We start from the raw sequence: 15,471 nt of genomic DNA, 5'->3' as shown, positions 1-15,471 counted from the left end.
GGGCTCACAGTGACAGGTAGCGCTGCCGCTCGTACGGGGTGACCTCGCGGCGGTACTGCTCCCACTCGGAGCGCTTGTTCCGCAGGAAGAAGTCGAAGACGTGCTCGCCGAGCACCTCGGCGACCAGTTCCGAGCCGGCCATCACGTCGATCGCCTCGGCCAGGTTCTCCGGCAGCGCCTGGTAGCCCATGGCCCGGCGCTCGGCGCTGCTCAGCGACCAGACGTCGTCCTCGGCGCCCGGGGGCAGCTCGTACCCCTCCTCGATGCCCTTCAGGCCGGCGCCGAGCATGACCGCGAAGGCCAGGTAGGGGTTGGTCGCCGAGTCCAGCGAGCGCACCTCCACCCGGGCCGAGTTCGGCTTGCCGTAGGCGGGCACCCGGACCAGCGCGGACCGGTTGAGGTGGCCCCAGCAGACGTACGCCGGGCTCTCGGTTATCCGGTCGGGCAGCGCCAACGGGAAGAGCCGCTTGTACGAGTTCACCCACTGGTTGGTGACCGCGGTGTACTCCCGGGCGTGGGTGAGCAGCCCGGCGATGAACGACTTCGCCACCTTGGACAGCTTCATCGGGTCGCCGGCGTCGTGGAACGCGTTGCGCTCCCCCTCGAACAGCGACAGGTGGGTGTGCATGCCGCTGCCCGGCTGGTCGGTGAAGGGCTTCGGCATGAAGCTGGCCTGCACGCCGGTGGAGAGCGCCACCTCCTTGACCACGTGCCGGAAGGTCATGATGTTGTCGGCGGTGGTCAGCGCGTCGGCGTAGCGCAGGTCGATCTCCTGCTGGCCGGGGGCGACCTCGTGGTGGCTGTATTCCACCGAGATGCCGATCCGCTCCAGCGCCAGCACGGCCTGCCGGCGGAAGTCCCGGGCCACCGCGTGGGTGGTGTGCTCGAAGTAGCCGCCGGTGTCCACCGGCGTCGGCACCGAGCCGTCCGGCGCGCCGTCTTCCAGCAGGAAGAACTCGATCTCCGGGTGGGTGTAGAAGGTGAAACCCTTCTCGGCGGCCCGGGACAGGGCCCGGCGCAGCACGTGCCGCGGGTCGGCCCAGGACGGGCTGCCGTCGGGGAGCAGGATGTCGCAGAACATCCGGGCGCTCTCGCCGCTGGCCCCGCCCTCGAAGGGAAAGACCTGGAAGGTGGTGGGGTCGGGCATGGCCACCATGTCGGACTCGAAGACCCGGGCGAAGCCCTCGATCGCCGAGCCGTCGAAGCCGATGCCCTCGTCGAAGGCCGCCTCCAGCTCTGCGGGGGCCACCGACACGCTCTTGAGCGTGCCGAGCACGTCGGTGAACCACAGCCGGACGAACCGGATGTCCCGCTCTTCCAGCGTACGGAGGACGAACTCCTGCTGACGGTTCACTTCCACCGTTACCTTTCGTGCGGCGCCGACCAGCGCATGACGGCAGTCTCCACCGACCTCGTTACGCCGACGTTACGCGACCGTCCCGCGGACGTGCTGCCCTGACCGCGCGGCTCTCCCCCGTCCCCTCCGGTTCGACCCGCCCCACTGGGGCAAGATGAGGGACATGCCCACCCTGCGTCTCGCCCTGTGCCAGGTCGACCCGACCGTCGGCGACCTCGCCGGCAACGCCGACCTGGTCCGCGCCTGGTCCCACCGGGCCGCCGACGCCGGCGCCCAGCTCGCGCTCTTCCCGGAGCTGGTGCTGACCGGCTACCCGGTCGAGGACCTGGTCTTCCGGCGCTCCTTCGTCGCCGCGTCGAGGGCCGCGCTGGAGCGGCTCGCCGCCGACCTGGCCGCCGACGGGCTCGGCGAGCTGCCCGTCCTCGTCGGCTACCTGGACGCGGACGGCCCGCCGCAGGTCAGCTCCGACGCCGAGCCGGGCCGGGGCGCCCGCAACGCCGCCGCGCTGCTGCACCACGGCCAGGTGGTCGCCCGGTACTTCAAGCACCACCTGCCCAACTACGGCGTCTTCGACGAGGACCGCTACTTCGTCTCCGGCGACACGCTGAACGTGGTGCGGATCGGCGGGGTGGACGTCGCGCTGACCATCTGCGAGGACCTCTGGCAGGCCGGGGGCCCGTTCGCGGCGGCCCGGCAGGCCGGCGTCGGGCTGGTGCTCAACATCAACGGCTCGCCGTACGAGCTGAACAAGGACGACATCCGGCTGCCGCTGGTCCGCCGCCGGGCCGCCGAGGCCGGCGCCACCATCGCGTACGTGAACATGATCGGCGGCCAGGACGAGCTGGTCTACGACGGCGACTCGATGATCGTCGGCGCGGACGGCACGCTGCTGGCCCGGGCCCCGCGGTTCGTCGAGCACCTGCTGCTGCACGACGTCGAGCTGCCCCCGGCGCGCCAGCCCGTCGGCGGCGACGAGAAGCTGGCCGACGGCATGCGGGTGGTCCGGGCCGAGATCGACGACATCCCGCCGGCCCCCGCCGGGGAGCCCACGGTCGGCGGGATCAGCGCGCCGGTCGCCGACGAGGCGGAGGTGTGGCAGGCCCTGGTGCTGGGCCTGCGCGACTACGTCAACAAGAACCGTTTCCCGTCGGTGGTGCTCGGCCTCTCCGGCGGCATCGACTCGGCGGTGGCGGCGGCCATCGCGGTGGACGCGCTCGGCCCCGACCGGGTCGTCGGGGTGTCGATGCCCAGCCAGCACTCCTCCGAGCACTCCCGCGCCGACGCCGGGGACCTGGCCAAGCGGACCGCCCTTGACTATCGGATCCAGCCGATCCAGCCGATGGTGGACACGTTCCTGGCCAACATGTCGCTCTCCGGCGTGGCCGTGGAGAACCTCCAGGCCCGGGTACGCGGCGTGCTCCTGATGGCGCTGTCGAACCAGGAGGGCCACCTGGTCCTCACCACCGGCAACAAGAGCGAGCTGGCCGTCGGGTACTCCACCCTCTACGGCGACTCGGTCGGCGGCTACAACCCGGTCAAGGATGTCTGGAAGACGCGGATCTGGCGGCTGGCCACGTGGCGCAACGCCGACGCCGAGCGCCGTGGCGAGACCCCGCCGATTCCGGAGAACTCGATCAGCAAGCCGCCCTCGGCCGAGCTGAGCCCCGGCCAGCTCGACAGCGACACCCTGCCCGACTACGACGTCCTCGACCCGATCCTGATCGGCTACGTCGACGGCGACCGGGGCCGGGAGGGCCTCATCGAGTCCGGCCACGACCCGGCCGTCGTGGACAAGGTGCTGCGGATGGTGGATACCGCCGAGTACAAGCGGCGGCAGTCCGCCCCCGGCACGAAGATCTCCATGAAGGCGTTCGGGCGGGACCGTCGCCTGCCGATCACCAACCGCTGGCGCGAGCACGGCTGACCGGGACATTGCTCCCGGGCGGGACGTGACATCTTCCACTCCGCTCTGCCGCCGACCGGTCGTCCGGTGCGACGATCGCGGCAGAACCCGGGGACCGCGAACGCGGCCTCGAGGAAGGAGACAGTCATGGTGGAGTCCACCCCGACCGAGGTGACCGCCCTCTACGGCGGGCCGGCCACCCGACGGGTCCGTACCCGCGACCTGATCGCCGCCAAGGAGCGCGGCGAGCGCTGGGCGATGCTCACCTCGTACGACCAGTACACCGCCTCGATCTTCGATCAGGCGGGGATTCCGGTGCTGCTGGTCGGCGACTCGGCGGCGAACAACGTGTTCGGCTACGAGACCACCCTGCCGGTGACCGCCGAGGAGCTGCTGCCCCTGGTCCGGGCCGTGGTGCGGGCGACGAAGCACTCGCTGATCGTCGGCGACCTGCCCTTCGGCTCGTACGAGGAGGGGCCGACGCAGGCGCTGCGCACCGCGGTGCGGTTCATGAAGGAGGGCGGCTGCCACGCGGTGAAGCTGGAGGGCGGCCGGCGCTGCGCCGCGCAGATCGAGGCGATCGTCGGGGCCGGCATCCCGGTGATGGCGCACATCGGCTTCACCCCGCAGAGCGAGCACACCCTGGGCGGCTACCGGGTGCAGGGCCGGGGCGACACCGCCGAGGAGGTGCTCGCCGACGCCCGGGCGGTCGCCGAGGCGGGCGCGTTCGCGGTGGTGCTGGAGATGGTGCCCGGTGAGGTGGCCAAGCGGATCACCGCCGAGCTGCGGATCCCCACCGTCGGCATCGGCGCCGGTCCGGACACCGACGCCCAGGTGCTGGTCTGGCAGGACATGGCCGGCCTGCGCACCGGCAGAGCACCCCGCTTCGTCAAGCGCTACGCCGACCTGGCCGGCGCGCTGACCGACGCCACCCGCCGGTACGCCGACGAGGTACGCGACGGCCAGTTCCCCGCCACCGAACACACCTTCTAGCACGGTTCGCGGCGGTGGGGTCGCCCTCACACGGGTAGGACAGGACCGGGTCTGGGCCCCCACCGCCACGTTCCGCCGGCCACAATCGGCTGATGTTCGACTTCGGCATCGCCGGCTACCGACCGGCATGGCTTCAGGGCCGGCCGGCCATCGAGGCGGCGCACGGCCAACGGCTGGCGGCCCTGGCCGGTCGGCGGCTGACCGGCGTCTGGCTGGTCTGGGATCTCGACGACGACTCCTGGTTCGCCGACTGTCCGGTGGTGCTGGACTTCGCGGGAGAGCGGGTCGAGGTCAACCACCAGAAGTGCGACGACCTCTCCATCACCTGGAACTCCGTCGATCCGGCTACGCCGGTCAGCTGGCCCACCTCGGACGACTTTCGGCTGGCCTGGCGCAGCGAGCCGCTGCCCGAACTGGCCGCCCTGCCCGGCCGGCGGCTCCGGGCGGCGGGGCTGGCGGAGTGGCGGGGATCGCCGGGCGACCTGGCGAACGGCAGCGTCGGGGTCGTCTTCGCCTTCGACGACGGCGAACTGGTCGTCTACAACGCCCTCGACGAAAACGCCCTCACCTTCGGCCCGCCCGACCGCATCCGGTGGGTTCGCCGCGGATCTTGGTAGGAAGTGGCCCCCGGAGGGCCGTTTCCTACCAAGATCTCAATCGTGAGGATCGGCGTCAGAGGTCGGTGACGCGGATGCCGGCGTGGGCCTTGTAGCGCTTGTTGATCGCGATCAGGTTCGCGGTGAACGCCTCGATCTGGTGGGCGTTACGCAGCCGGCCGGCGTAGATGCCCCGCATGCCGGGGATCCGGGCGGCGAGCGCGGCGACCACCCCGACCAGATCCCGGTCCTCGGTGCAGATCAGCACGTCCAAGTCGATCCGGTCGACCTCCGGGTCGGCCAGCAGCGGGGCGCTGACGTGGTTGAACGCGGCGCAGACCCGGGAACCGGGCAGCAGCCCGGCGGCCTGCTGCACGGCGCTGCCCTCCTCGACGGTGAGCGCGTACGGGCCCTGCTTGTCGAAGCCCAGCGGGTTGACGCAGTCGACCACGATCTTGCCGGCGAGCGGCTCGGCCAGCGCGGCGACGGTGGCGGCGTGCCCGTCCCACGGCACCGCGATGATCACCACGTCGCTGCGGCGGGCCACCTCGTCGTTGTCCGCCCCGGCGACTGTCGCGTCCGCGGGTACGCCGGGCAGCGCGGCGATCTCGGCGGCGGCCTGCGCCGCCCGGTCGGCGGAGCGGGACCCGATCAGCACGGTCTGCCCGGCCCGAGCGAACCGGTAGGCAAGCCCCCGCCCCTGATCCCCGGTCCCCCCGATGATGCCGACGGTCAACCCGGTGACGTCCGGCAGTGTGGTCGCGTCGTAAGCCATGCGATCATCCTCGCAAAGCGCGCAACTTCCCGGAAGTTGTGGCCTCGGCGCACCCCGAGGGGACAACTTCCCGGAAGTTGCGCGGATCTTGACACCCCGGAGATGCGCGCGGGGTCAGGCGCGTTCGAAGAGGACCTTGCGGTGGATGGGGTCGGCCGAGACCAGGCGGACCGGGACGCGTTCGCCGAGCGGCAGCTCACCGTGGCACCGGGCGCGCACCGGCGGCTCGTCCAGGGCAATCGTGCCGCCGGGCCGCCGCGCCGGCTTCGCGGGGCCGTTGCCCGGCGGCCGGCCCGGCTCGGCGCCGGCCCCCGGCTGTCGGGGCACCTCGGCGGTCGGGCGGGGGGCGTCCACCTCCAGCACGGCCGCCTCGAACGTCTCCCCCACCCGGTGCTCCAACAGCACCGCCTCGGCCAGGTCGACCGCGCCCCGGGTCGCCGCCGACGCGGTCCGGTCGGTGCTCGCCATCACCTCCGGCAGCTTCGGCAGCGCGGCGCGCGCCCAGTCAGGCACCTCCCGCCCATCGTGCAGGGCCAGGCAGACCTCGGTCGCGTACCGGTCGGCCAGCCGACGCAACGGCGCCGTGACATGGGCGTACGCGGCTGCCACCCCGCCGTGCTCCGGCCGCTCGGGCAACTGCCCGTCAAAGGCGGTGTACGCGGCCCCGCGCATCAGCTCGGCCGCCTGGTCGATGAAGGCCGCCGCCCGGGGTTGGGAGGCGTCCAGCCCGGCGAGCACCTCGCCCACCGACATCCCCGCCGGCCAGTGCACGCCGAGCGGGCCGGCGGCCAGCCGTAGCCGGTCGACTGCCTCCCGCTTCGGCGCGGGCATCGTACGCAGCAGCCCGATCCGGCCGGCGAGCATGATGTCGGCAGCGGCCATCCCGGTCAGCAGGGAAATCTGCGCGTTGTGGTCCTCCATCGGGCCGGGCCCGCGCAGCACCAACCGCCAGCCGTCGCCGTCCGGCTCGACGTCCTGCTCGGGCAGGGGCAGGTTGATCGCGCCCCGACGCAGCCCGCGCACGGTGAGCAGAGCGCCGATCTCGGGCAGCAGGGCGATCGGCTCGGGCAGCCGGCCGGCGTCGGCAGCGCGCTGCACGCCGACGTAGTCGAGCTTGGCCCGGCTGCGCACCCGGGCACGTTCCAGCGCGACGGCCACGGTGCCGCCGTCGGCGTCCAGGTCGATGGTCCAGACCACCGCCGCCCGGTCGACGTCCGGAAGCAGGCTGGCCGCCCCCTCGCTGAGCGTGTGCGGGTGCAGCGGCACGTTGCCGTCGGGCAGGTAGACGGTCTGCCCCCGGCGCCAGGTCTCCTCCTCCAGCGCCCCGCCGGGACGTACACAGGTGGCGACGTCGGCAATCGCGTACCGGACCCGGAAACCGCCACCGGGACGGCGGCTGAGATGCATCGCCTGGTCGAGGTCGCGCGACGCCGCCGGGTCGAGGGTGACGAACGGGATGTCGGTCCGGTCGGCGACGGCCGGCAGCGGCGCGGTCGCCGCCTCCTCGGCCTCGCGCTGCGCCGCGGCCGGGAAGCCCTCGGGCAGTCCCAGCTCGCGACGCAGCGCGCCGAAGTCGATACGGGGCGCCAGTACGCGTCGGATCACCACGGCGTCAATCCTGACAGTGCGGCGCGTGATCCGCCCACCCTCCGGGCGGCGCATCGAGGTCGACGGCGTACCTCGCCGGTCAGCCGGTCGGCCTGCGGGTGCTCGCCGGCTTGGCCGTCGAACGGCCCGCGACCACCCTCGTGCCGGCCGGCTTGCGGGCGGCGGTGAGCCGCTTGTGGGTGCCGGTCGAGGTACTCGTCCTGGCCTCGAGGCCGCTCACGGAGGACGCCGTGGAGGTCGCCTTCCGGGCCGCAGCCTTGCGGGCGGTGGTCGACGAGGTGCCGGTGGTCTTCTTCGCCGGAGCCTTCTTCGCCGCCGCCGTGGTCTTCTTCGCGGGGGCCTTCTTCGCCGCCGTGGTCGTCCGGGCGGTGGTCTTCTTCGCAGTGGTCTTCTTCGCCGGAGCCTTCTTCGTGGGGGCCTTCTTCGCCGTCGGGCCGGCCTTCTTCACCGCGGCGGTGGCCTTCTTTTCGGTGGAGGTGACCTTCCGGGCGGTGGCCGTGGTTCGGGCTGGAGCCTTCTTCGCCGCGGCCGTGGTCTTCTTCGCCGTGGCTTTCTTCGCCGGAGCCTTCGCCGCCACCGTGGTTTTCCGGGTGGTGGCCTTCTTGGCCGGCGCCTTCTTCGCGGTGGTCTTCGTGGCCGGGGCCTTCTTCGCGATCGCCTTCTTGGCTGGCGCCTTCTTCGCGGTGGCCTTTACCGCCTTCTTTGCGGGGGCCTCCGCGGCCGGTGCCTCCTTCCCGAGCGCTTTCCGCGCCGCCGATACGACCTTCCGGGCGGCCGCCTTCTGCGCGACCGCTTTCTTCGCCGGCACCCGGCCGGCGCCAGCACCGGAGGCGTTCGGGGACGCCTTGGTGACCGTGGCCGTGCGGGCCGTGGCCGCGCTGGTCTGCTTCGTGCTCCTACGGGTGGTGGCCGGGCGGGTGGTGGCCTGCTGTGCTTCGGCCATCTCGGTTCCCTCCTTGGGGACGTGCTGCCGCCGTCGCGGAGCACGAGTACCTCGACGCGGGCCGTCCCGCGCCGTCTACCTGTCCTCCCCGGCCCAACGGGCGTCCTCGGCGTCCCACACTTCGTTGCGCTCCCGCACCTGCTGCAGGGCGTTCTCCGCGTCGGCGGCTGAGGCGTACGGTCCGAGAACGTGCTTCGCGGGGCACACGTCAGCATCGGTCTCGACCCGGTCGTGTCGTGTGCACCAGTAGTAGTGCCCACCACTTCCGTTGTCGCTCATACGATCACTGTGCAACGCGAAGCGCCCGGCCGCCACCGGAACGCCGCAAATAGTCGCCGATGCTTTCCACAGTAGACCTCTTCCCAGCTGGCCGGGGCCGAACGAGAAACCCCGTACTAGTACTAGCGTCTCCGCATGACCCCGCACCGGCTCGACCGCGCCACCGCCCGCCGCATCGCTGTCCGCGCCCAGCTGCTCGACGCGCACCGACCCACCGATCTCCTGGCGGTGGTGGACCGGTTGACGTTCCTTCAGCTCGACCCGACCGCCGCGGTTGCGCCCAACGCCGACCTGGTCGCGTGGACCCGGCTGGGCGCCGCGTACCGGCCGAGCGACCTGACCCGGGCGCTGGAGACCGAGCGCGCCCTGTTCGAGCACCGGGCGATGGTGCGGCCGATGGCCGACCTGGGACTACACCTCGCCGAGATGACGGCCTGGCCGGAGGACGCCCGACGCCGCGACTGGCTCGCCGCCAACGACGCGTTCCGCCGGTACGTGCTGGACCTGCTGCGCGACTCCGGCCCGCTGCTGAGCCGCGACGTACCGGATCGCAGCGTCGTGCCGTGGCCGTCGACCGGCTGGACCAACAACCGCAACGTCACGCAGATGCTGGAGTTCCTCGCCGCACGCGGCGAGATCGCCATCTCCGGCCGCGTCGGACGGCAGCGGACTTGGGATCTGGCCGAGCGGGTCTACCCGCCCGGCACGCCGGTCGTACCCGCCGAGGAGGCCCGCCGGTCGCGCGACGAGCGGTTGCTGCGCTCGCTCGGCGTCGCCCGCGCCACCGTCGTCGGCGAAGCCGGCGAGCCGGCGGAGATCGAGGGTACGTCCGGCCTCTGGCGGGTCGACCCGGCCGCGCTGGACGGCGTCCCGTTCGCCGGGCGTACCGCGCTGCTGTCCCCGTTCGACCGGCTGGTACACGACCGCCGGCGCGCCCTGGAGCTCTTCGCCTTCGAGTACCGCCTGGAGATGTACGTGCCCAAGGCGCAGCGGCGCTGGGGCTACTTCGCGCTGCCGGTGCTGCACCACGATCGGCTCGTCGGCAAGGTCGACGCGACGGCCGACCGGAAGGCCGGAGTCCTGCGGGTGGACGCGATCCACGAGGACGTCCCGTTCCCGCCGGACGTCACGGTGGCCGTGCACGAGGAGCTGAGGGCGCTGGCGTCCTGGCTGGGTCTGCCGGAGGTCCGACGCATGTCGTCCTGACCGGCGGAGGCCCGGCGGATCGAGCAGAGCTACCGGTCGGTCAGGGCAGCTTGCAGACGGCGGTGCTCGGCCTCGGTGCCGATCGCGACTCGGTGTTCGGGGTGCAGGACGTAGTGCCGGATGGCGTCGGCGAGGAACTGTGCGTCAATGTTGTCCGCGGGCAGTGTCTCCTTCGCCACCCGGCCGCGGCGTCGCACCAGCTCGGGTCGGGCGCACGCAAGGCGCAAGATCCTCGGCTGGTCGGCGGGGCGGTAAGCCTGCCCCATCGGCGACGCGTCCCACGGCACCGTCAGGGTGCCCCAGACTTCTCGAACGCGTACGCCCTCGGGCCGAAGTTGAACGCCGAGTCCACGCCATGTCGCGACGACGGACAGGGCCGCGACGACCACCATGAGTACGGCAGCTGGCAGGGAGCCGAGCGAGGTTCCGAGCCTGACGGAACGGAGCAGGTCGCCCACCGACTCTGCGGCGAGGAGCAGCACGAAGATGGCCAGACAGATCGGCCCCGCTCGGACCGGGCTGGCGAAGGCGGGCGCATCCGGCTGCGCCATGAACCTCGCCGGACGCGGTTGGAGCCAGCTCGCCAGCCCCAGGATCAGCAGCGCCCCGGCCACGGCAAGCACGGATACGAGCCGCCGGCCACCCGACGGCATCAGCGATGCCGCAGCGGCGTCCATGATGGCCAACACGACACCGACGGTCAGGACGATGCGACGGTGTCGAGCCGTGGCGCCGAGGATCGCGGTGATCATGCGGCGACCGTACGGCAGCAGGGCAAGAAACGCCGGGACCTCTCCGCATCGCCGCACGTTCTCCCTGCTGGTGGCCTGATGCGTGTCGCGACCGCCTCCGAGGCCGGCAACCCGACCTCGCCCAACGAAGATTGGGCCATGGCCAGCGAGAACCTGATCGTCGTTCTCGACGGTGCCACCGCCCGCACCGGCACCGGCTGCGTCCACGGCATCGCCTGGTACGCCGCCAAGCTCGGCTCAGCCCTCGCCGGCCTGGCCGCCGACCGCGACTCCGGGCTGGCCAACGCCCTCATGTACGGCATCCGGTGCACCGCCGACCAGCACTACGACACCTGCGACCTCAGCCACCCCGGCACACCCTCGGCGGCGACCGCCATGCTTCGTTTGAAGGACACCGCGCTGGAATACCTGGTGCTCGGTGATGTCACGGTGCTCATCGACACGGCCGACGGCATACAGGTCATCACCGATGACCGGGTGGACAAGACCGCCCGCGCCGAACGCGACGAAGCCGACCGGCACCCGTTCGGGTCGGCCGAGAAGCAAGCCGCTCTGCTACGGATGAAGCACGCCGAGTTGGCCGCCCGTAACCGGCCCGGCGGGTACTGGGTGGCCGCCGCCGACCCGTCCGCCGCCCAGCACGCCATCACCGGAGAAGTCCCGCTCGACAACGTCCGACGAGTCGCCGTACTCACCGACGGAGCCGCCCGCCTGGTGGCCCTGTTCGGCCTGCTCGGCTGGCCCGACGTGCTCGACGTCCTGGCGCAGGACGGCCCCAGCGAGCTGATCCGCCGAGTCCGCGCGATCGAGGCCGCCGATCCGTGCTGCATGAAGTGGGCACGCAACAAGCGCAGCGACGACGCCACCGCTGTCTACGCGTCCTGAGCAGCCAATTCGCGAACGGGCCGGCCGACTGCCGCCGATGTGGTTCAAGGTGTTGTCCGTAGCCCAGGCACCCGGCTGGAATTAGTCCAGGTCACCGCGCTTGGCGGCGATCCACGCCTCGACATCCTCGGCGAGCCAGACGTTGCCCATCTGAAGCGTGGCTACTGGCTCAGGGAAGTCACGCCGGCTGGTGATCTGGTAGACGCGCTGTCGCGAGACGCCGCCGAGCATGGTTCGGATCTCGCCCGAACCCACCAACCGCAGCTTCTTGCCCATGACGCCGACGCTAGGCACGCGTCGACTAGGCGTGTATCAACTTGATAGAGACCTAGCTTGCGCCAACTCTAGTCGTCTACCCTTGGCGTGTGACTAGGTTCAAGTGGTTCCAGCGCCCTGCCCAACCGGTGGACTACGTAGCTGGCGAACCAACCCCATCCAAGCGCGGCCCGGAGGCGCAGACGCGGATCGGCCGATCTGCCGTCCCGGCAACAGAGCAGTCACTGATGACCAGGGCCGGCGCCTGGCGTTCGGCGAAGGCGACCAAGCGCCTCGACCAGAGGTGAGTCGTGTCGATCCCGCAGAAGCAGCCAGAACTCCCGTTCCCCGTTCTGATGGCCGGTTACGTGGTCGACTTCCACCACCGCTCCGTCTGCTCGAAGTGCTCCGACGACGGATGCCCGCGCCTGGCGGCGGCCGGCGAGACCCTACGCGCCTGGCGAGACAGGAAGAACCGACGTGAAGACCGGTGACGTGCTGCACCTGACCCGTGCGGCCAGCCCGCAGTTCACACAGTCGATCTTCCTCCGTGTTATCAGGACCCGCACGGACTTCCATACCTATGACGGCTGGACGTGGCTCGACGGTTACCAGCTGAACCAGAAAGGCGAAGCAGTAGCTCGTAGAGAGCTGTACGTCTTGAAAGAAGGCGTGCAGCTGGTGTGCCCGTTTGCCACTCCGCAGCCACCCAACGCCAAAACAACAAGCGGGTCAGACTCTAGCGCCTGAGCGCCGACATTTTGGTTTCGCCAGTTCCCTGGTCAGGGAATCAGGGAAGGTCATCAAGTGTCACGTCGAAGCCCGAGCCCTCATCGTGCAGAACGGCGTCCCATATCTCTGTCGCCACCTCGCAGATCGCTCGAACGAGCTTCCAGTCGGTCAAGTGGCCGGAGAGGTTGAGTTCCACGAAGGCGTCAGAGCTCGTCAGGGCCTGAGGACCGCCTTGCGTCAAGCCCCACTCGATCTGCGCCTTGACCGCTTTGGGTCCGGTGTTGGCTTGTAGCAGTACCGGCCAGCTTTTCGGGTCGGGCGGAAGGTCCCGTTCGAGGTCGCTCACCTGTTCGCGTAGGTCGCGATCTGCCGACAGCTCGTATGCAGCCCATCCCACACCGTCGCCGGCAGCAGTGGTGGTCACGGCCGGATCGCGACGCGTGACCTCTTGTACGAGCCGGTGGATGGCTCGTTGGGCAACTGGTTCCCCAGATCGAACGAACAGGCTGATGGTGTAGGCCAACGACTGTCCTCTCGGAGTGTGGCGGCCCAGGCGGAACCTGGGGAGCCGGGACGAGCCTACGGCCTGCTCGAGCTCATGCTGATTCGGCGGCTCCACCGACGCCCAGCCGCCGGCCGTCGCAGTGCTCAAGAAGGAGTAGGCGCCCTCTGGGACGCCTACCAGGACTCCCGATTCGGATACGTCACCGGCCGCCTGCCCGACGTGCTCCACCGCGCCCAGGCCGCCGCCGACCAGTACGACGGCGAGGACCAGGACCAGGCCCGCCGGCTGCTAGGCCTGGCGTACCAACTGGCCGCGACCCAGCTCACCAAGCTCGGGCAAGCCGACCTCGCCTGGATCGCCGCCGCCGCGGCCTCACCGCCGTCCGACAAACCGGCGACCCCGTCGTCACCGGCTCCCTGTTCCGCTCGGTCGGCCACGCCCTGCACGCCGCCACCGGCCCCTACGCCGAAGCCGTACGCCTCACCGAGGACGCCGCCGGCTACCTTGAGCCCCACCTGAAGCACGCCACGCCACCGCTGCTCTCCGTTTACGGAACCCTGTTCCTGTCCGGCTCCATGGCCGCCGCCCGTTCCAACGACGCCGGCACCACCCGCGCCTTCCTCGCCGCCGCCGACCACGCCGCCAGCCAGCTCGGAGCTGCCTGGTCTCGCATGATGGTTGCCGGAACGGCATCGCAGGATGCTTGACGCTAGAGCTGCAATCGGGCTCCGGGCTGTGAGCCACGCACCGAATGCCACCAGGCGGTGTTGATGACGATCTGTTCCGTTTCGAGGACATCACGCTCGAACGCTCCCACGTCGACGGGCGCGGGCGGCTGATCCATCAGCTCGGTGATCTCATCGGGTAGTCGGACCTTGTGCGCGTCGATGTAGTGCGCGAGCCCCTCTGGCCACACGAAGTACTTACCGTCGGTTAGTTCAGTGGATCCGTTGCGGGTGCCACACAGCCGACACAGTGAGTGGCCCGCTGTAGCGACGAAAGACGTGCCACCACGCAGGTAGTCACTTACCCGTCGCTGGGTCGCCGCATCAGCCTCACAGTCCACGAACAGCGTGGGGTCGGGCCAGTGCTCTTCGCCTGGCCCACACCAATAGCCGATCAGTCGCAAGGTCCGGGTGTTGTCTGCCTCGCTGCTCGACACGGGCATCATCGTCGCAGAATCGGAGACGGGCCGAGCGTCAAAGATCAACCGATGCCGCCGTGTCAACGCGACCGGGCCGAGAAGCAGGAAGGCAGCGCGATCCTCGATGCAGATCGCCTCTGGGTGTGAGCCGCGCTCGTCTCACTCGTCGTCTCATTCACGGACGTTCGCGGGCGTCTGCCGCCATTCGGCCGTCGGCTATCTCAGCAGCTCGCGCACGGTGCCGGTCGCGGCTGTACGGTGATGGGCAGACCTCTACGACACCAGCAAGCGGTTCGAGTTCCTGCTCGCCGAGCCCGTGCTGCGGTGGCTGCTCACCTCGCCCGAGGTCATGCGCGGCCAGCTCGATCGGCTGCAAACCGTCGTCGGCGTACCGAACATCAGGTTCGGCATCCTGCCGCTCGGCGTCCCGCTCGCCACCACCCCGCAGAACTCCTTCCAGATGTACGACGATGTCGCCATCGTGGAGACCTTCGTCGGCGAGACCACCTACCGCGACGACGAAGCAGCCACCTACGCCAAGGCCACCGAGCGACTCTGGACCGAAAGCCGTCACCGGTGAAGACGCCCGCCAACTCATCGTCCGCGCCGTGCAGGATCTCCCGAGCTAATACGACAGCCCCGGGGGTCCGTTTACCGCACCGCACGGCTCGCCGATTGGATGGCGGCATGAGGATTCCGCCGTTCGCGTTCGAACTGCTCTACCGCATGCGTCGGCTGTACTGGCGGATCGCCAAGCCGACCACCTACGGCGTGAAAGCGCTGATCATGCACCCGGTCGACGCTGACCGAGTGCTCCTCGTCACAGCTACGGCGACCGATCCCTGTGGAGCCTGCCGGGAGGCGGATACAAACCGGCCCGGGAGACCTCAGAGCAGGCGGCCAGGCGTGAGTGCTTCGAGGAACTGGGCATTGAGTTGGACTCGTTCGCCGTCGTGCTGGAGGAACACCTGACCACCAGCGGGGGCAAACGGGGGCACTTGAAGATTGTCCGCCTGCACGCGACCTCGGACGAGATCAGCCCAAATGGAGATCTCCGAAGCTCGGTGGGCAGGCGTCGACCTTACGGACCTACCTGGCAACCCGGCGGTCTCCAAGTGGGTGTACTCGGCTTTAGAAGCGCATGGACGCCGAGCCGCTGGAAACCGAGACGCGTCTTGAGGATCAAGAACCGATCAAGAACGAAAGACGTTGCCGAATTGCCCTCTTAAGGATCAAGGCGGCCCGCAAAGCGGGCCGCGCCGGCCCGGCCCCGGCCTGCTGGCGACCTCCGGCCGGCATCGGCCGGACCGGCCGGCCACGCTTGGGGACGACAAGACCAGGAGGACCTCGGGGTTCCACCCCGAACCCCGACCCTCCTCAGAGATGCCGCCGCAGATCACCTCGCCGGGCACCACAAGGGCTACCAGCCTCTCCGGACGGGGCCAAGGTCGTTCCTTAGGGTTTCTGTGTCTGGATGGTGTTCCGGGCCGCCGGGCTGGCTGGGTGTGGCTCAAGGTCGTTTGCCGTTAGGTGGCTAT

The 15,471-nt window shown here is 70.4% G+C and carries 16 protein-coding genes and 2 pseudogenes; 9 read left to right on the top strand and 9 right to left on the bottom strand.

The window, feature by feature from the left end:
* Nucleotides 1-4: 4 nt before the first annotated feature.
* Nucleotides 5-1,354 (bottom strand): type I glutamate--ammonia ligase, encoded by a 1,350-nt coding sequence (gene glnA, locus AB0C02_RS19590; RefSeq protein WP_357549780.1) that lies wholly within the window; start codon nt 1,352-1,354, stop codon nt 5-7.
* A gap of 166 nt (nt 1,355-1,520) precedes the next feature.
* Here glnA and AB0C02_RS19585 point away from each other — a divergent pair, with 166 nt between their 5' ends.
* The 3 genes from AB0C02_RS19585 to AB0C02_RS19575 all read left to right on the top strand — a co-directional run bounded on the left by AB0C02_RS19585 (nt 1,521) and on the right by AB0C02_RS19575 (nt 4,870).
* A complete protein-coding gene (locus AB0C02_RS19585; RefSeq protein ID WP_357549779.1) occupies nt 1,521-3,281 on the top strand; it encodes an NAD+ synthase in 1,761 nt (586 codons plus the stop codon).
* 126 nt (nt 3,282-3,407) lie between these two features.
* Entirely contained in the window at nt 3,408-4,253 is an 846-nt protein-coding gene (panB, locus tag AB0C02_RS19580; RefSeq protein WP_357549778.1) for a 3-methyl-2-oxobutanoate hydroxymethyltransferase, read from the top strand.
* A gap of 92 nt (nt 4,254-4,345) precedes the next feature.
* Nucleotides 4,346-4,870, top strand: a complete 525-nt coding sequence (locus AB0C02_RS19575) for a hypothetical protein (RefSeq protein WP_357549777.1) — start codon at nt 4,346-4,348, stop codon at nt 4,868-4,870.
* Between the two features lie 55 nt (nt 4,871-4,925).
* On the opposite strand, the gene npdG is transcribed toward AB0C02_RS19575, so the two are convergent.
* From npdG to AB0C02_RS19555, 4 genes are all read right to left on the bottom strand, one after another.
* Complete coding sequence (gene npdG / locus AB0C02_RS19570) at nt 4,926-5,624, bottom strand: NADPH-dependent F420 reductase (RefSeq protein ID WP_357549776.1); 699 nt, start codon at nt 5,622-5,624, stop codon at nt 4,926-4,928.
* 114 nt (nt 5,625-5,738) lie between these two features.
* Complete coding sequence (locus AB0C02_RS19565; RefSeq protein ID WP_357549775.1) at nt 5,739-7,232, bottom strand: RNB domain-containing ribonuclease; 1,494 nt, start codon at nt 7,230-7,232, stop codon at nt 5,739-5,741.
* 79 nt (nt 7,233-7,311) lie between these two features.
* Nucleotides 7,312-8,175 (bottom strand): histone, encoded by an 864-nt coding sequence (locus AB0C02_RS19560; RefSeq protein WP_357549774.1) that lies wholly within the window; start codon nt 8,173-8,175, stop codon nt 7,312-7,314.
* A gap of 75 nt (nt 8,176-8,250) precedes the next feature.
* Complete coding sequence (locus AB0C02_RS19555) at nt 8,251-8,454, bottom strand: hypothetical protein (protein ID WP_357549773.1); 204 nt, start codon at nt 8,452-8,454, stop codon at nt 8,251-8,253.
* 135 nt (nt 8,455-8,589) lie between these two features.
* Here AB0C02_RS19555 and AB0C02_RS19550 point away from each other — a divergent pair, with 135 nt between their 5' ends.
* Nucleotides 8,590-9,660, top strand: coding sequence for a crosslink repair DNA glycosylase YcaQ family protein (locus AB0C02_RS19550; protein WP_357549772.1), 1,071 nt, complete (start codon nt 8,590-8,592; stop codon nt 9,658-9,660).
* 29 nt (nt 9,661-9,689) lie between these two features.
* Here AB0C02_RS19550 and AB0C02_RS19545 read toward each other — a convergent pair whose 3' ends face one another.
* Complete coding sequence (locus AB0C02_RS19545; protein ID WP_357549771.1) at nt 9,690-10,412, bottom strand: hypothetical protein; 723 nt, start codon at nt 10,410-10,412, stop codon at nt 9,690-9,692.
* Between the two features lie 78 nt (nt 10,413-10,490).
* Here AB0C02_RS19545 and AB0C02_RS19540 point away from each other — a divergent pair, with 78 nt between their 5' ends.
* On the top strand, nt 10,491-11,297 hold the full coding sequence (locus AB0C02_RS19540) for a hypothetical protein (protein WP_357549770.1): 807 nt from the start codon (nt 10,491-10,493) through the stop codon (nt 11,295-11,297).
* A gap of 81 nt (nt 11,298-11,378) precedes the next feature.
* Here the strand turns inward: AB0C02_RS19540 and AB0C02_RS19535 are convergent, their stop codons facing one another.
* Nucleotides 11,379-11,573: a DNA-binding protein gene (locus AB0C02_RS19535; RefSeq protein WP_357549769.1), complete on the bottom strand. Its 195-nt coding sequence runs from the start codon at nt 11,571-11,573 to the stop codon at nt 11,379-11,381.
* Between the two features lie 459 nt (nt 11,574-12,032).
* On the opposite strand from AB0C02_RS19535, the gene AB0C02_RS19530 reads away from it, so the two are divergent.
* Nucleotides 12,033-12,302 carry a hypothetical protein gene (locus AB0C02_RS19530; protein WP_357549768.1) on the top strand — a complete coding sequence of 90 codons (270 nt, stop codon included), beginning with the start codon at nt 12,033-12,035 and terminating at the stop codon, nt 12,300-12,302.
* 40 nt (nt 12,303-12,342) lie between these two features.
* On the opposite strand, the gene AB0C02_RS19525 is transcribed toward AB0C02_RS19530, so the two are convergent.
* Nucleotides 12,343-12,807, bottom strand: a complete 465-nt coding sequence (locus tag AB0C02_RS19525; protein ID WP_357549767.1) for a hypothetical protein — start codon at nt 12,805-12,807, stop codon at nt 12,343-12,345.
* Nucleotides 12,808-12,882: 75 nt separating this feature from the next.
* On the opposite strand from AB0C02_RS19525, the gene AB0C02_RS19520 reads away from it, so the two are divergent.
* On the top strand, nt 12,883-13,308 hold the full coding sequence (locus tag AB0C02_RS19520) for a hypothetical protein (RefSeq protein ID WP_357549766.1): 426 nt from the start codon (nt 12,883-12,885) through the stop codon (nt 13,306-13,308).
* 190 nt (nt 13,309-13,498) lie between these two features.
* On the opposite strand, the gene AB0C02_RS19515 is transcribed toward AB0C02_RS19520, so the two are convergent.
* Nucleotides 13,499-13,951: a hypothetical protein gene (locus tag AB0C02_RS19515; RefSeq protein WP_357549765.1), complete on the bottom strand. Its 453-nt coding sequence runs from the start codon at nt 13,949-13,951 to the stop codon at nt 13,499-13,501.
* Nucleotides 13,952-14,225: 274 nt separating this feature from the next.
* Between AB0C02_RS19515 and AB0C02_RS19510 the strand changes: the two are divergent.
* A pseudogene (locus tag AB0C02_RS19510) lies at nt 14,226-14,513 on the top strand (Scr1 family TA system antitoxin-like transcriptional regulator); the annotation flags it as partial.
* 259 nt (nt 14,514-14,772) lie between these two features.
* Nucleotides 14,773-15,162: pseudogene (locus AB0C02_RS19505) on the top strand (NUDIX domain-containing protein); the annotation flags it as partial.
* Nucleotides 15,163-15,471 lie beyond the last annotated feature (309 nt).

This window comes from Micromonospora sp. NPDC048999 (assembly GCF_040649295.1).
Lineage (GTDB): Bacteria > Actinomycetota > Actinomycetes > Mycobacteriales > Micromonosporaceae > Micromonospora.
The sequence above is the reverse complement of the archived record's forward strand: the minus strand, read 5'-3'. Positions and strand labels throughout refer to the sequence as shown.

Coding starts and splice junctions, on each gene's coding strand:
- AB0C02_RS19585 (WP_357549779.1), top strand. CDS start 1,521: ATGCCCACCCTGCGTCTCGCCCTGTGCCAGGTCGACCCGACCGTCGGC.
- panB (WP_357549778.1), top strand. CDS start 3,408: ATGGTGGAGTCCACCCCGACCGAGGTGACCGCCCTCTACGGCGGGCCG.
- AB0C02_RS19575 (WP_357549777.1), top strand. CDS start 4,346: ATGTTCGACTTCGGCATCGCCGGCTACCGACCGGCATGGCTTCAGGGC.
- npdG (WP_357549776.1), bottom strand. CDS start 5,624: ATGGCTTACGACGCGACCACACTGCCGGACGTCACCGGGTTGACCGTC.
- AB0C02_RS19560 (WP_357549774.1), bottom strand. CDS start 8,175: ATGGCCGAAGCACAGCAGGCCACCACCCGCCCGGCCACCACCCGTAGG.
- AB0C02_RS19555 (WP_357549773.1), bottom strand. CDS start 8,454: ATGAGCGACAACGGAAGTGGTGGGCACTACTACTGGTGCACACGACAC.
- AB0C02_RS19550 (WP_357549772.1), top strand. CDS start 8,590: ATGACCCCGCACCGGCTCGACCGCGCCACCGCCCGCCGCATCGCTGTC.
- AB0C02_RS19545 (WP_357549771.1), bottom strand. CDS start 10,412: ATGATCACCGCGATCCTCGGCGCCACGGCTCGACACCGTCGCATCGTC.
- AB0C02_RS19540 (WP_357549770.1), top strand. CDS start 10,491: ATGCGTGTCGCGACCGCCTCCGAGGCCGGCAACCCGACCTCGCCCAAC.
- AB0C02_RS19535 (WP_357549769.1), bottom strand. CDS start 11,573: ATGGGCAAGAAGCTGCGGTTGGTGGGTTCGGGCGAGATCCGAACCATG.
- AB0C02_RS19520 (WP_357549766.1), top strand. CDS start 12,883: ATGCTGATTCGGCGGCTCCACCGACGCCCAGCCGCCGGCCGTCGCAGT.